Source organism: Vibrio sp. CB1-14, from assembly GCF_040412085.2.
In the GTDB taxonomy this organism is placed as follows: domain Bacteria; phylum Pseudomonadota; class Gammaproteobacteria; order Enterobacterales; family Vibrionaceae; genus Vibrio; species Vibrio chaetopteri.
In genome coordinates this window covers 1,110,874-1,125,409 of record NZ_CP115921.1, presented here as the reverse complement: position 1 = coordinate 1,125,409, position 14,536 = coordinate 1,110,874, and the positions used below count along the sequence as shown (strand labels likewise).

Here is a 14,536-nt window from a genome sequence, read left to right as displayed (position 1 = left end):
AATGGTTAGACTGGCATGTAATGGTCAACAAGCAGTAGAACAAACAGCACCATCAAATGAATGATAGAGAACTTAAAGGTCTCCATTGCAGTTTTCTCTGTTGCGGCGACTTTAAGCTTCCACGCATAGTAGATAAACCCAGCACTCAAAAAGGTTGAACCAGCCAAATAGACCAAACCCGTCATCCCAACCAGAGCTGGCATCAAGCACACTAACGCCAATAGAATTGTGTACAGCAAGATGGACGTTTTCGTGTATTCCACCCCATGTGTTACTGGCAGCATTGGAATATCAGCCTTGGCGTAGTCATCTTTTCGATGTATCGCTAGTGCCCAAAAATGTGGCGGAGTCCAAATAAAGATGATCATCACCAAAAGCCACGCATTGGCATGCAGCTCTCCGGTCACAGCTGTCCAGCCCAATAGCGGCGGCATGGCACCAGCAATCCCGGCTATAACGATATTTTGCGGCGTTGCCCGTTTCAAATACAAGGTATACACCACCGCATAGCCAAGCAAACTTGCAAACGTTAGCCAAGCCGTTAACCAATTCACGCCAAGCGCCAACACGGCAAAGCCTGCTATACCTATACCACTGGCAAACGCCATTACCTTGTCCGCACTTAGGTCACCAGACGGCAAAGGGCGTTTGTGGGTACGCGCCATAATTGCGTCGATACGGCGATCAATTAGGTGGTTGAACGCGGCTGCAGAACCCGCCATCAACGCTATACCTGTTAAACCCAAGATACTGGCTTGCACAGGTAACGCACCGGGCACTGCAAGACACATCCCTACTAGGGCAGTTAAAATCATCAAGGCGACTACTTTCGGTTTCGTTAACGTCAGATAAACGCGCCAGTTGATTGCAGGTTTGGAGGCCGAGTTCACCTCACGATTGCTGATTATCGTCGTTTTACTCATAGAGAACTCTCCTTGTCTCCAGACACTTTGAGGGCTGTAACTTGGCTGTTGGCTTCAACAATGGTCAATGTTGGTTTTTCAATTCGCACATAGCGCGCGCTATGCACTACGTAGTTAGTGTGAATAAGCGATAGCAGTAAAAAGGCCGCGCCAAGGTTGTGTAATACAGCCACAGGCAGCGGAAGGTGGAACACAACGTTGCTCAGCCCCAACATTAATTGGAGTGTCAGAAGCACGGCTAAGGTAACCCCCACTTTACGTATCGCTGGATGTGGATAGCGCCATAACCGAAATGCCAATAGACCTACCACAAACGCAACGACAATCGCACCGATTCGATGAGTCACGTGAATAGTCATCCTTGCAGGATATTCAAGTACTCCAAACTCATAGTCATCAAACCCGAAATGAACAGGCGTGAAGGCGGTTTTGAAATCCAAGTACTGCGCCCAATTCCCTTCACAGATAGGCAGCGCGGTACACACCACCGCAGCATAATTCGATGATGTCCATCCGCCCAACATGATCTGCAAAACCGTCACAAACAGCGCAACCAACGCAAGTATTTTCAGGCGTGAACTGACCAGCGTCGGCAATGTTTGTGTTGCAGGCTTGTCGACAACTTTAGGTTCAAATGCCATATCAGCGTTGCAGGCTTCGTCTGTAGTATTGGCACGGCGAACCTCAATCTTAGGTCTTAGCTTTAGGTAGGTAAAAAACAGCAAAGAGAACATGGTAAAGCCGCCAAGCAGGTGCCCCATCACTACGATCGGCATGAGTTTGAGCGTAACCGTCCACATACCCAGTGCCGCTTGGAACACAATCACTAATGACAGAGAGATTGGCAGCACGATGCCTAACTCCCTACGCCTCTTTGATAAACCAATAGCGGTGATCGCAAACACCATCAACCCCAAGCCTCCTGCTAAGTATCGATGAATCATCTCCAACCACGCTTTGTACGGCTCTACGGCTCTCTCTGGATAAAGCGTATTCGCGACTACCACTGCTACCTTGGAGCTGGGAACCGTCAATTGCCCATAGCAGCCAGGCCAATCCGGGCAACCTAACCCGGCATCAGCTAACCGAGTATAAGCACCCATGGCAATCACGATGACCGTAAACACCAGTGAAGCTCTGACTAAGTTGATTAACCCCATAGCGACTCCTTGCTGTAACTATCGAATTACTACCATTAGATTTGCAAACAACGCGCACCTTTCGTGCGTCTAACCGACTCGTGATAATTTCAGTAATTTTCTAAGATCCGAAAGCAGCCCCTTACTGTGTGCGACTTGCTTATCTTCTGAGGTAGGCGAAAAGTACATCACCAACTGACCAAGAGTATCGGTAATCAAATATCCTTGTTCTGGCACAACATCTACAAAGGCCGCATTGACCGTCACCACGCTTAGAGATTCTGGTAACGCTGGCAGCACTTGATCTGGCAACACATACACCACTGGTGTCACACGTTCTTTGTATTTGCCTAATGCCAAATAGGTTTGCCCCATGATGTAGAGGCGGTTGATACACGCATCATTGCAATCCGCGGGTAACATAAATCCAAGTTGCCAGCTCTTCGTTTGCAGTGGGTTCACCAAATCGAGAGACTCAAACGTCACCCTTGGCTCAACTAGCGCACCATGGTTAGTTACCCCCGATTGATACCAATGGTTGCTCAAAATAGCTTTGGCGATGATAAAAGGCAGTGCAAAAAACACTATTAGCGCCAAGAGAGTTAAGCGACCGCGTCTCACTGAAGACGCACTAGGTGTAGCGTTGGACGATACTGTACTTGTTGTCTCTAATTTACTGCTCATCATCTAACCTCGTTTATTCGCCGGTCGTGCTATGTGTCTATTTATGCTTTGAAGACAAATTACGCTTTGAAGCCAACTTTCTCTTTCCTTTAGAAGCACGATTTCGATGCAAACTGCTACGCCAAAATGCCATTGAGACAACGACTGCAAACACCGTCGCCATAGTGAACCATTGAAATGAATAGCCGAAATGTTTGGCTGAGTTCATTGATACTGGTTTCCAAGGATGAGGGTAAGCCGTCAACGTATCCGTTGGTTGAACTACCCAAGCTGATAGCTCGGCATCGACAAGAGCACTTATCTGCGCTGTATTAAGATGCTGGATTCGATATTGCTGTGTTGACTCTAAGTCAAAACGCTCGTTGTAAAGCTCTGAACCCAAAGGGCTTTCCATTTTCTTGTATAAGCGCCCACTGAGCGTCACCGGCTCCGATAAGGTGGAAACACTAGGAAGAGTTTGACGATCTAAACCGCCTGCCACAAAACCGAGCTCTACCAGATAGCGCTGATTCGTCTTCTCAATATCTCGCATCATCTGCAGCACCAGGTACCCGACCGTTCCATCGAGGATTTGGTTATCGAGAAAGAACAAAACCGGCTCAGGTATTAAGTGAGCACTCACTGGCATCGCAATCCAACGTTGATAGTTATGGTCACCGTAGTGAGCCAGCGGCAAGTCGAGAGACGATAAAGCGACAGGAGGCTGCTCATTTCGTAAGGCAAGCGACTGTTCTAACGCTACTTTTTCATTGCCGCGCTGCTTTTGCCACAGTCCCAATTTGACCAATGATGAAAACACAACCACAGTTAATACGAACCCCAACCAAAACTTAGTAGTTTGGTAAAAGCGAACATGAGGAGTATCCATGTCACCCACACTGTTGTTTAAGATTGCTTTAGTACTACTGTTACTCTTCATCATCTTTAACTTAGCGCTTGCCCTTATTCGAATGGTGCGCGACGACCCTTCTTCTGAAAAACCAATGAGTTATTATCTTGGCCGCCGTGTTCTGTTCTCCGCGATTGTCATTATTCTTCTCATCATCGCGCTTCAAAGTGGTTTTTTAACGCCTAACCCCCGACCTTATTAGCGAGTATTTACTACCCCAGCGCTATATAGCGCAGGGGTTCATGCCTTTACAATACGTAGACAAAGACAAACAAACACAGCCATACCACATCAACGAAGTGCCAATACCAACTCCCCGCTTGGAAGCCGAAATGATCTTTCGGTGTGAAATGGTCTTTGGCTATTCGGAACAGCAATACAATCAAAAACACGGTTCCAATAAACACGTGCAGTCCGTGGAAGCCAGTGAGCATAAAGAAGGTATTGCCGTAGATACCGGACTGAAGTGTTAGCCCCATATCTTGATAGGCATGAGCATACTCAACGGCTTGGAAATACAAGAAAAACACAGCAAGCACTATGGTTAGCTCAAGCCAAACGATGAGTGCTGTACGGCGATTTTTCTCTAAACTGACATGAGCCATGTGCAGTGTGATAGAAGACAAAAGTAAGATCACTGTGTTTTGCAGTGGCAGCCCTTGCCAAGGCATTGCTTCAGTTGTTGTTCCATCCGGTGTTAATGTTAGCGGCCACATCGCTTCAAAAGCCGGCCACAAAACTTCATGAGTCATCACATTGTTGTCGGCGCCAGCGAGCCAAGGAACTGAAATCATTCGTGCATAAAACAGTGCTCCAAAAAACGCACCGAAGAACATCACTTCAGAGAAAATAAACCAACTCATACCTTGTTTGAATGAGCGTGAGAGTTGGTCTGAATAGAGTCCAGACATGGACTCAGAGATCACATTGCTCATCCATCCAGAAAACATATAAATCAGCACAGCGACACCAAGCGCTAGCACAACGCCGCCAATGACACTGCCTGCCCCGCCAGAATCTAGATTTTGGACGGTCAGCCCCGCGCCGACTGCGACAAGAAACAGCGCCACAGCCCCAACGATGGGCCAACTACTCTGCGCCGGAACATAATAAGTTTGAGCTTTACTCATAGCTTATCTCCGATGTTGGATAATCGAGTGCAGGGCGACTGCTACTACCGACCTGTGCACGAGAGATATCGAGAACGGCACCGTCAGTAGCGGCGCTGCTCGTGATGTTATACAAGGTGTAAGAAAGGGTCAGGGTATGAATTGAGTCTGGAATGTCTGGCTCAATGTAAAAGATCAGCGGCATTTCAGCCTTACCCTTGCCTTCTAATGGTTGATGGTTAAAACAGAAACATTCGATTTTATTGAAATAGGTCGCCCCAGTTCCCGGAGATACTGAGGGCACAGCCTGACCAATAAGTGATTGATTAGATTGGTTATGTGCAAAGTAGACAGTCTGGATAACCTCACCAGGGTGAACATCCAACGACATTTTCTCTGGTTTAAATGACCAAGGCATATCCGGATTGACATGCGCCATAAACTCAACCCGAATTGTGCGCGTGATGTCTGCCCGCATACCAATAGGTTGAACCGCTGATTCTGTATTGGTTTTGCCGTTAATGCCTAACGCTTCGCACATAATGTCGTAAAGAGGCACCAAAGCGAAACCAAAGCCAAACATCGCCACAACGGCCACACCGAGCCAGCCTACGAGTTTGCGGTTTGATTTTCTGGTTTCGCTATCCATCTCAACCTACCTTTAGTCAATCTTAGGTGGTGTGGTAAAAGTATGGTGTGGTGCTGGACTTGGTACTGTCCACTCTAAGCCTTCTGCACGCTCCCAAGGCTTAGCTTCGGCTTTGTCGCCTCCTTTGATGCACTTAATGACCAACCAAAGAAAAATGAGCTGAGATAATCCAAACGCAAAGCCACCGATAGAGACGATTTGGTTCACGTCGGCAAACTGTATAGCGTAGTCCGGAATACGGCGCGGCATCCCCGCGAGACCTAAGAAATGCATAGGGAAGAACAGCACATTCACTGAAATAACCGAACACCAGAAATGCCACAGACTGAGCTTGTGGTCATACATATTGCCAGTCCACTTCGGTAACCAGTAGTAGGCCGCTGCCATAATCGAGAACACAGCACCCGACACCAATACATAATGGAAATGCGCAACTACAAAGTAAGTATCGTGATACTGGAAGTCCGCCGGCACAATCGCCAACATCAGCCCCGAAAACCCACCTATGGTAAACAGCACAATAAAGGCGATAGCAAACAACATCGGCGTTTCAAACGTGAGCGCACCGCGCCACATGGTCGCCACCCAGTTAAATACTTTCACGCCTGTCGGCACTGCAATCAACATGGTGCAGTACATAAAGAACAGTTCGGCAAACACCGGCATACCTGTAGTAAACATGTGGTGTGCCCACACGAGGAATGAGAGCAATGCGATACTGCACGTCGCGTAAACCATCGAATGGTAACCGAACAGTTTTTTGCCACTAAATGCAGGGACAATGGCCGAAACAATACCGAAGGATGGCAGAATCATAATGTAAACTTCTGGGTGCCCAAAGAACCAGAAAATATGCTGGAACATCACTGGGTCACCACCACCCGCCGCGTCAAAAAAGCTGGTTCCAAAGTACTTATCTGTCAATACCATGGTCACCGCCCCCGCCAACACAGGCATGACAGCAATGAGTAGGAAAGCAGTAATGAGCCAAGTCCATACAAACAATGGCATTTTCATTAACGTCATGCCCGGCGCGCGCATGTTGAAAATAGTTACGATGACATTGATTGCCCCCATAATGGAGCTAATACCCATGATATGTACCGAGAACACAAACAGCGCCGTACTGTCTGGGGCGTAGGTCGTGGAGAGAGGCGCATAAAATGTCCACCCAAAGTTCGGGCCGCCACCAGGCATAAATAGTGACGCAATTAAGATCAGAAACGCGAACGGTAAGATCCAGAAGCTTAAGTTATTCATTCGTGGCAAAGCCATATCTGGCGCGCCAATCATCAAGGGTACCATCCAGTTTGCCAATCCCGTAAAGGCTGGCATAACCGCGCCGAATACCATGATCAAACCATGAACTGTGGTCATTTGGTTGAAAAAATTCGGTTCGACCAATTGGAGACCGGGTTGGAACAGCTCGGCACGAATGACCATAGCCATCGCCCCGCCTGTTAGGAACATAATAAAGCTAAACCACAGGTAGAGTGTGCCAATGTCTTTATGACTGGTGGAGTATACCCAGCGCTGCCAACCTGATGGCGCGTGATCATGATGATGATCGTCTTCGATGACTGCCGTGCTATTTGCTCGGCTCATGTCCGCATCAGTCACCGCCGATGCTTTCACTTTTTCCATTGGGTCCGTTTTCATCATAACTCCTTGGAGCTTGGCTCCGCTTCCTGAGTTTTGTAGCTGTTGATATCCGATGCCTGAACCACATCACCGGTATTGTTACCCCACGCATTGCGCTGGTAAGTGATTACTGCGGCGATTTCTTTATCGGTTAACTGATTGGCAAACGACTGCATGGCTGTCCCTGCCACACCATCAACGATTTTACTAATGTGAGTATCGATAGAGCCCGATGTCGCCACTTCCGCCCCTGCGATTGCTGGGAAGGCGCCGGGTAAGCCTTGACCGTTAGCCTGATGACACACTGCACATCGAGAGGCATAGATACCTTCGCCTGTGGTCAATAGCTCTTCAATCGATAACGTTGCATCTAGTGCCTTGGCCGCTTCTGCTTTAGCGAGCGCCATCTCTTCTTTCTTTCCTGTCAACCAAACGTCGTAGTCATCTTGCGCCATGGCCTGCACCACTATCGGCATGAAGCCATGTGCTTTACCGCAAAGCTCCGCACATTGGCCACGATAGACACCAGGCTCATCGATTTTTGTCCATGCTTCGTTGATAAAACCCGGAATTGTGTCTTTTTTAACCGCAAAAGCTGGTACCCACCACGAGTGAATCACATCATCGGAGGTCATCAGGAAGCGAATCTTTTTATTGATTGGCACGACAAGCGGGTTATCCACTTCTAGCAGGTAATGCGCACCTTTTTCTTCAACACCATCAATCTGCTGTTGAGACGTGGACATTAGTGAGAAAAATTCCACATCTTCGCCAAAGTAGGCGTAGTGCCATTTCCACTGTGAGCCAGTAATTTTAATGGTGATTTCTGACTGGGAGGTGTCTTCCATCGCAACCAAAGTCTTGGTTGCCGGAATCGCCATCAATATTAAAATAATGACGGGAATGACAGTCCAAACCACTTCCACCTTGGTGCTTTCGTGGAAGTTAGCGGCTACCGCCCCTTTGGACTTACGGTGCTTGAAAATAGAATAGAACATTACCCCAAACACAACTGCTGCGATGGCACAGCAGATGTAGAAAATGAGCATATGTAGGTCATACACTTGGTTACTGATATCAGTAACCCCGCGGGTCAAATTGTATTGGCTCGACTCCGCGAAGAGAGGTTGGCTGACGAGCGCAGTCGCCAAACCAGTTCCAGTGTGAACGGTCAGCAATCTCTTCAAAAGATTTCTCCTTTGCCTAGCCACGTCTATCCTGACGTGGTTCCCCTATGACTTGTACCAAGCACATCTGAAAAGTGATCAAACTCTCCAGGATGGAACAAGTCCGTAATCAAAACCCAACAAGCTGTGATTCGACGACGATAAACGAAGACCAACTAGGTTTTCGACTCTTTCATGAGTCCAAAAAGTAACGCCAAACTACACAAGTAAACGGTCAAAGCTACTCACTGACCACTTACTTATTGAGTCCGGTATCAGTTAAATACAACTAGAAACAATTTGTTATATTTTTGTTAACTAAATGCTAGTTACTGATTTCCAGATCCGCAAGAAGAAAAATAATCAGCGAATTTTTGTGAGGGAAGCGGAGACGATGAGGATGATATTTTTGACAAATTGCGATTTTGGATTCTATGTAATCCAAAGTTAAACTGGAGATCGCAAGCAATCAATCTCCAGGAATAATATTTCCATTAGAAGGAGCTCAGTGACGGTTAAATAGCCAACCACTCCACTTCAATGACCGCTTTACCTTGGTGCTTGATACGGCCTAGGAATCGGTCGCCAGCGACAATTTCTCCCACCCCCTGAGGTGTGCCTGTCATGACGATATCGCCGTCTTCAAGGTGAGTGTAGGTATTGAGCTCGCTTAGAATAACGTCCGGCTTGTAGAGCATCTGTTTCGTTGAGCCCAACTGCATTCGCATACTGTTGATAAATAGCTCCACTTCGAGCTCGTTAATATCCATGTCACCTAGCGGCACAAAACGACTGAATTTTGCAGAGTGATTAAACGCTTTAGCGCGTTCCCAAGGCAAGCCTTTGGCTTTTAATGTCGACTGTAAACCGCGTTTGGTAAGGTCGAGTCCAAAACCAACAGCATAGAGTTGTTTATCGCGGACGATAAAACAGATTTCCGCTTCATAGTGCAGCGGTTCATCGAGGAAGGAATACAGGTCAGTCGCGATGCTCGAGTTAGGTTTGTTGAACACCACCATATTCTCCGGAACTTCATTTCCTAGCTCACGAATGTGCTCAACATAGTTTCGGCCAACGCATAAGATTTTCGATGGATAAAACGTTTTTTCACCGACTACAACCGACTTCATCACCCTTCCTTGCCCTATTCCTTTGTAAACGAACTCGCTATTTTACCCGAAGTTAAGTGACAGACTGATGATTTCGCAGAGAAAATATCAAACTTGAGGTCAAGATCAGCTTTTGCTCTAAGTTAAACCAAACAAGCTCAAACCCGCAAAAATAGTGATAAATGATGTGATGCCTTGCATTTTCATGCAAATTCTATGACCATTTGTATATTCAAATAAATGGATTTAGTGAATGATGTCCCAAGAGCCGCTATACATTCAGATCAAACAGTATATTGAAGACCGAATAGACCAAGGAGTGTGGTCAGTCGGTGAGCGAATCTCCACCGAAATGGAGCTAACAGAGCAGTTTGCTGTGAGCCGCATGACCGTCAATAAGGCTATTCGCGATCTCGTCGGTCAAGGCAAACTAGAGCGTCGCCCGCGACTAGGTACCTTTGTAACTAGCCCAGCAGAAAAAGCCCAATCGCCTCTTCTTGATACTCGTAACATCGCCAAAGAGGTTGCAGCTCGCGGTAAGCAGTATTCCAGCGAAGTGGTTCGACATGAAGCAACCAAAGCGGATCAGCTTATTGCGACTAAGCTTGGGGTGATGCTTGGCAGTGCCGTCTACTACAGCGAGATTCTCCATAAAGAAAACGACAAGCCAATCCAATTAGAATGTCGTTGGGTGAATGCTAAATACACCCCCAAGTACCACCAGCAAGATTTTACTCAAACCACACCTAACGAATATCTAACCGAAAACTGCCCAATGACTGCCGTTGAGCATACCGTTGAGGCCATTACCTGTGATGAGCAAATCGCCCGCTTACTTGAGATGGCCGTCACTGAGCCTTGCCTACTATTGCATCGTCGAACCTGGAGTGAAGACAAACTCATCAGTACCGCACTGCTTTATCATCCTGGTAGTCGATATCAGCTCAGTTCAAAAATAGAGTTATAGTCATCCGACATTCATCTGTTCAAACGACGTCCTGATAGGCGATCCGGTTTGGATCGTCATTTCCTACTCTAACCATCACACCTTCCTTTTGAAGGAACACAATTTCACAGGTCTATCCTGATCACATTTCAACCACTCGCACTTGATCAATTGTATATATTCAACTATTCATTTGTATATACAATAAAACAGAGCGATGTTATGAATCTGATCCTTACTAACGCCCGTCTAGTGACTATGGAGCCGGGCGCACTTGGTTATCTGCCCTCTAAGCCTTGCACGGTAGTCATTCGAGGTGGTTACGTTAAGGCGATCCTTAGCGACATTCACTCGTTAGATACCCTACACCATGACATCACCGACGATGTGCCGACGTTGGATTGCAAAGGTAAAATCGTCACTCCGGGTTTGATTGACCCTCACACTCATTTGATCTTCGCTGGTAGCCGAGCTGAAGAGTTTGAAAACCGTTTAAATGGTATGTCTTATGAGGCGATTGCTCAGAGCGGTGGTGGTATTAACAGCACGGTTCGAGCAACACGGGAAGCGACGATAGAGGAACTTGTTGAACTGGCTCTTCCAAGACTCGATAGTCTTATCCGCAGTGGCTGCACGACTATCGAAGTTAAGTCTGGATACGGGTTAACGCTCGATGATGAAGTGAAGATGCTGCTTGCAGCAAAAGCGCTCGAGAATCATCGCAGAGTCAATATCACCACAACCCTTCTTGCCGCGCACACAGTGCCGTCGGAGTATCGCGATCGCCCCGATGACTATATAGATTACGTCACAGAGACCATCATCCCTCATGTAGCAAAGCATCAACTCGCTGATGCTGTTGATGTTTTTTGCGAATCAGTTGGTTTTAACGTTGAGCAGACGAAACGTGTTTTTCAGGCTGCGAAACAAAGCGGTCTTGCGATTAAAGGCCATACAGAGCAACTCAGCAACCTAGGTGGCAGTGCACTAGCGGCTGAGCTTAATGCGCTCTCCGTCGATCACATCGAATACTTGGATGACGCCGGCGTCGATGCCTTGTCCAACAGTGGAACCGTCGCCACCTTGTTGCCAGGCGCGTTCTATTTCTTGCGAGAAACACAACAGCCACCCATCGACAACCTACGAGCGGCACGAGTGCCTATGGCCATTGGTAGCGATCTTAATCCAGGAACCTCACCATTCGCTAATCTGCAACTGATGATGAACATGGCTTGTACTTTGTTCCGCTTAACACCAGAAGAAAGTCTACGAGGCGTAACGTGCCATGCCGCACAGGCCATTGGTCAAGGCCGCAACATAGGCCAAATCAAGCCAGGTTTTCGCGCTGATCTTGCTATCTGGGACATCGAACACCCTAGCGAGCTTAGCTATCAATTCGGCATGGGTGGACTGAGTAAGCGAATCGTTGCAGGGAGTGTCGAAGATGTCCTCTAACAACCAACATCCCTTCAATTGGACTGGTCGTGACGACCATGAGGACGGCAATAAACGCTTTCGTGTGCATCATAAAGTCGTTCACCGTTCTCAAGGCGATTCCCCACAACTTCAGCTAATAGGTTTTTGCACTGATGAAGGAGTGAAACGAAACAAAGGACGAATTGGCGCCAAGCAAGGACCAGATGCTATCAGAGCCGCGCTTGCTAATTTAGCTTGGCACCAAGATAACGAGATTATTGATATTGGTAATGTTGTTGCCGATTCTGATGACTTAGAGCTTCATCAGCAACAAGCCGCTGAAACGATCACTAAACACCTGACTAATGGACCGATCGTGGTGCTGGGTGGCGGACATGAGATTGCTTGGTCCTCTTTTAAAGGTCTATCCGATTTCCTATCTCAAACCAACAATAAGCCAAACATTGGCATTATCAACTTCGATGCTCACTTCGATCTTAGAGAATATCAAACGAACGACAAAACACTAACGGATGTTGACCTCAAACCCAGCTCAGGGACGCCATTTGCTCAAATCGCCGATCATTGCCATGCCACTGGGCAGAACTTTCATTACTTCTGTATAGGTGTGAGCGAAACAGGTAACACTCAGGCTTTGTTTAAAAAAGTCGACAGTTTGCAAGTTCAATACATCAAAGATACTGATCTTTTAGATAGACCCATACATGAGCATATTGCTCAATTAAAACGCTTCATCAATAAGGTCGACACCCTGTATTTCACCATTGACCTTGATGTCTTCAACGCAAGCCTAGCCCCCGGCGTGAGTGCACCCGCCGCGTTTGGCATGAATTTAGAGCAGCTCATCCCCATGCTCAACACTATTGTTGCCAGCGACAAGTTAATGCTGGCTGACATCGCCGAATATAACCCGAATTACGACATAGACAACCGCACCGCAAAACTTGCCGCAAGAGTGTGTTGGCAGATATTGGTTGCCATGTCCAAACAGCTACAAAAAACCGATAACGAATAACGTAAACACTCTCTGCCAGTCACCATGGTCATTAATCATGACAAGGGCGCTATAAAAAAATAAAAGCCCCGAGTAAGGCAGAGTTCAAAAGGAAATGACAATGACTGATAAACAATCTCTACATCCAACTAACTCACGACTCGACACCTCTCGCTCCATCAAAGCGCCACGTGGTACCGAGCTCAATGCGAAATCTTGGCTCACTGAAGCACCGCTCCGCATGCTGATGAATAACTTGGATGATGAAGTAGCTGAGCACCCACAATCACTCGTGGTTTATGGTGGTATTGGGCGAGCAGCTCGTGATTGGGCTTGCTACGACAAGATTGTCGACGTGCTAAAACGCCTTGAAGACGACCAAACCTTGTTGGTGCAATCTGGAAAACCCGTCGGTGTCTTCCCTACTCACAAAGATGCGCCACGCGTGTTGATCGCCAACTCCAACCTTGTCCCTCATTGGGCAAACTGGGAGCACTTTAACGAGCTCGATAAACAGGGGCTGATGATGTACGGCCAAATGACAGCAGGGTCATGGATATACATCGGCTCTCAAGGCATAGTACAAGGCACTTACGAAACCTTCGTCGCTATCGCTAAACAGCACTTTAACGGTGATCCTGCAAATAAATGGATCCTAACAGGTGGTCTAGGCGGGATGGGCGGTGCGCAGCCTCTTGCTGCGACCATGGCAGGTTTTTCAATGTTAGCGGTTGAATGTGATGAATCGCGTATCGACTACCGTCTCAACACGCGCTATGTCGATACTAAAGCACACTCTCTAGATGAAGCGCTATCCATCATCAAAAATAGCGACAAACCTATTTCAGTCGGCCTTCTAGGTAATGCCGCCGATGTTTATGCTGAGCTTGTCGAAAGAGGCATCACTCCAGACGTCGTTACCGATCAAACTTCCGCTCACGATCCACTTAATGGTTACCTGCCTCAAGGCTGGACGATGGATTTTGCCAATCAGCAGCGCGATAGTGACCCTGAAGCCGTCGCCAAAGCAGCAAAAGCGTCTATGGCAGTACAAGTTCAAGCCATCTTAGATTTGCAAGAAAAAGGCGCGGTCGCCACTGACTATGGCAACAACATTCGCCAAATGGCTCTTGAAGAAGGCGTTGAAAATGCGTTTGATTTCCCAGGTTTTGTACCGGCTTATATTCGACCTTTGTTCTGCGAAGGCGTGGGACCGTTCCGTTGGGCAGCGCTATCGGGCGATCCTGAGGATATCTACAAAACCGACCAAAAAGTGAAAGAGCTCATACCGGACAACCCTCACCTACATAACTGGCTTGATATGGCTCGCGAGCGCATTCAGTTCCAAGGACTGCCAGCGCGTATTTGCTGGGTCGGCCTGAAAGATCGTGAACGTTTAGGCCAAGCCTTCAATGAAATGGTCAAAAATGGCGAGCTGAAAGCTCCTATCGTGATTGGACGTGACCATCTCGATTCAGGCTCTGTCGCTAGCCCGAACCGCGAAACTGAAGGCATGATGGATGGTTCTGACGCGGTATCCGACTGGCCATTGCTCAATGCACTACTGAACACCTCTGGCGGTGCGACTTGGGTGTCACTGCATCATGGTGGCGGCGTAGGTATGGGATTCTCCCAACATAGCGGTATGGTGATTTGTTGTGATGGCACTGATGATGCTGCGCGTCGCATAGGCCGTGTTCTTCACAACGATCCTGCGACGGGAGTGATGCGTCATGCCGATGCAGGCTATGACATTGCCAAACAGTGCGCGCGTGAGCAAGGCCTTGATCTGCCGATGATGGACAGTAATGAATCTAACCACCAAGACAGCAGCCATGGATAAGGAGCAG

The 14,536-nt window shown here is 47.6% G+C and carries 14 protein-coding genes; 5 read left to right on the top strand and 9 right to left on the bottom strand.

From position 1 onward, the window contains the following. Window positions 1–5 precede the first annotated feature (5 nt). The 4 genes from cyoE to PG915_RS20875 all read right to left on the bottom strand — a co-directional run bounded on the left by cyoE (window position 6) and on the right by PG915_RS20875 (window position 3,614). Window positions 6–923 (bottom strand): heme o synthase, encoded by a 918-nt coding sequence (cyoE, locus tag PG915_RS20890; protein ID WP_353498923.1) that lies wholly within the window; start codon window positions 921–923, stop codon window positions 6–8. Continuing rightward, window positions 920–2,083 carry a COX15/CtaA family protein gene (locus tag PG915_RS20885; protein WP_353498922.1) on the bottom strand — a complete coding sequence of 388 codons (1,164 nt, stop codon included), beginning with the start codon at window positions 2,081–2,083 and terminating at the stop codon, window positions 920–922. The genes cyoE and PG915_RS20885 overlap by 4 nt, the downstream gene beginning before the upstream one ends. Before the next feature lie 69 nt (window positions 2,084–2,152). Further along, window positions 2,153–2,749 carry a hypothetical protein gene (locus tag PG915_RS20880; RefSeq protein WP_353498921.1) on the bottom strand — a complete coding sequence of 199 codons (597 nt, stop codon included), beginning with the start codon at window positions 2,747–2,749 and terminating at the stop codon, window positions 2,153–2,155. 34 nt (window positions 2,750–2,783) lie between these two features. After that, window positions 2,784–3,614, bottom strand: a complete 831-nt coding sequence (locus tag PG915_RS20875; protein WP_353498920.1) for an SURF1 family protein — start codon at window positions 3,612–3,614, stop codon at window positions 2,784–2,786. Between PG915_RS20875 and PG915_RS20870 the strand changes: the two genes are divergently transcribed. Continuing rightward, window positions 3,613–3,837, top strand: a complete 225-nt coding sequence (locus PG915_RS20870; RefSeq protein ID WP_042501704.1) for a DUF2909 family protein — start codon at window positions 3,613–3,615, stop codon at window positions 3,835–3,837. The two genes, PG915_RS20875 and PG915_RS20870, sit on opposite strands and share 2 nt — an antisense overlap. A gap of 46 nt (window positions 3,838–3,883) precedes the next feature. Here PG915_RS20870 and PG915_RS20865 read toward each other — a convergent pair whose 3' ends face one another. The 5 genes from PG915_RS20865 to PG915_RS20845 form a co-directional block, all read right to left on the bottom strand. Next, complete coding sequence (locus PG915_RS20865; protein ID WP_353498919.1) at window positions 3,884–4,765, bottom strand: cytochrome c oxidase subunit 3; 882 nt, start codon at window positions 4,763–4,765, stop codon at window positions 3,884–3,886. Then, window positions 4,758–5,393 carry a cytochrome c oxidase assembly protein gene (locus tag PG915_RS20860; protein ID WP_353498918.1) on the bottom strand — a complete coding sequence of 212 codons (636 nt, stop codon included), beginning with the start codon at window positions 5,391–5,393 and terminating at the stop codon, window positions 4,758–4,760. Before PG915_RS20860 ends, PG915_RS20865 begins: the two co-directional genes overlap by 8 nt. A gap of 12 nt (window positions 5,394–5,405) precedes the next feature. Beyond that, window positions 5,406–7,052 carry a cytochrome c oxidase subunit I gene (gene ctaD, locus PG915_RS20855; RefSeq protein ID WP_353500179.1) on the bottom strand — a complete coding sequence of 549 codons (1,647 nt, stop codon included), beginning with the start codon at window positions 7,050–7,052 and terminating at the stop codon, window positions 5,406–5,408. After that, window positions 7,052–8,221: a cytochrome c oxidase subunit II gene (gene coxB / locus PG915_RS20850; protein ID WP_418642537.1), complete on the bottom strand. Its 1,170-nt coding sequence runs from the start codon at window positions 8,219–8,221 to the stop codon at window positions 7,052–7,054. The genes ctaD and coxB overlap by 1 nt, the downstream gene beginning before the upstream one ends. A gap of 494 nt (window positions 8,222–8,715) precedes the next feature. Further along, window positions 8,716–9,330 carry a fumarylacetoacetate hydrolase family protein gene (locus PG915_RS20845; RefSeq protein WP_353498917.1) on the bottom strand — a complete coding sequence of 205 codons (615 nt, stop codon included), beginning with the start codon at window positions 9,328–9,330 and terminating at the stop codon, window positions 8,716–8,718. A 235-nt stretch (window positions 9,331–9,565) separates the two neighbouring features. On the opposite strand from PG915_RS20845, the gene hutC reads away from it, so the two are divergent. The 4 genes from hutC to hutU all read left to right on the top strand — a co-directional run bounded on the left by hutC (window position 9,566) and on the right by hutU (window position 14,529). Then, window positions 9,566–10,276 (top strand): histidine utilization repressor, encoded by a 711-nt coding sequence (gene hutC, locus PG915_RS20840; protein ID WP_353500177.1) that lies wholly within the window; start codon window positions 9,566–9,568, stop codon window positions 10,274–10,276. 201 nt (window positions 10,277–10,477) lie between these two features. Then, the gene (gene hutI, locus PG915_RS20835; RefSeq protein ID WP_353498916.1) at window positions 10,478–11,710 is read left to right on the top strand and encodes an imidazolonepropionase; all 1,233 of its coding nucleotides are present in this window, start codon (window positions 10,478–10,480) and stop codon (window positions 11,708–11,710) included. After that, window positions 11,700–12,707, top strand: coding sequence for a formimidoylglutamase (gene hutG / locus PG915_RS20830; RefSeq protein WP_353498915.1), 1,008 nt, complete (start codon window positions 11,700–11,702; stop codon window positions 12,705–12,707). Before hutI ends, hutG begins: the two co-directional genes overlap by 11 nt. A 100-nt stretch (window positions 12,708–12,807) precedes the next feature. Further along, the gene (gene hutU / locus PG915_RS20825) at window positions 12,808–14,529 is read left to right on the top strand and encodes a urocanate hydratase (RefSeq protein WP_353498914.1); all 1,722 of its coding nucleotides are present in this window, start codon (window positions 12,808–12,810) and stop codon (window positions 14,527–14,529) included. Window positions 14,530–14,536 lie beyond the last annotated feature (7 nt).

Coding starts and splice junctions, on each gene's coding strand:
- ctaD (WP_353500179.1), bottom strand. CDS start 7,052: ATGAAAACGGACCCAATGGAAAAAGTGAAAGCATCGGCGGTGACTGAT.
- PG915_RS20880 (WP_353498921.1), bottom strand. CDS start 2,749: ATGATGAGCAGTAAATTAGAGACAACAAGTACAGTATCGTCCAACGCT.
- PG915_RS20860 (WP_353498918.1), bottom strand. CDS start 5,393: ATGGATAGCGAAACCAGAAAATCAAACCGCAAACTCGTAGGCTGGCTC.
- PG915_RS20845 (WP_353498917.1), bottom strand. CDS start 9,330: ATGAAGTCGGTTGTAGTCGGTGAAAAAACGTTTTATCCATCGAAAATC.
- hutI (WP_353498916.1), top strand. CDS start 10,478: ATGAATCTGATCCTTACTAACGCCCGTCTAGTGACTATGGAGCCGGGC.
- PG915_RS20885 (WP_353498922.1), bottom strand. CDS start 2,083: ATGGGGTTAATCAACTTAGTCAGAGCTTCACTGGTGTTTACGGTCATC.
- hutG (WP_353498915.1), top strand. CDS start 11,700: ATGTCCTCTAACAACCAACATCCCTTCAATTGGACTGGTCGTGACGAC.
- PG915_RS20865 (WP_353498919.1), bottom strand. CDS start 4,765: ATGAGTAAAGCTCAAACTTATTATGTTCCGGCGCAGAGTAGTTGGCCC.
- hutC (WP_353500177.1), top strand. CDS start 9,566: ATGTCCCAAGAGCCGCTATACATTCAGATCAAACAGTATATTGAAGAC.
- cyoE (WP_353498923.1), bottom strand. CDS start 923: ATGAGTAAAACGACGATAATCAGCAATCGTGAGGTGAACTCGGCCTCC.
- hutU (WP_353498914.1), top strand. CDS start 12,808: ATGACTGATAAACAATCTCTACATCCAACTAACTCACGACTCGACACC.
- PG915_RS20870 (WP_042501704.1), top strand. CDS start 3,613: ATGTCACCCACACTGTTGTTTAAGATTGCTTTAGTACTACTGTTACTC.
- PG915_RS20875 (WP_353498920.1), bottom strand. CDS start 3,614: ATGGATACTCCTCATGTTCGCTTTTACCAAACTACTAAGTTTTGGTTG.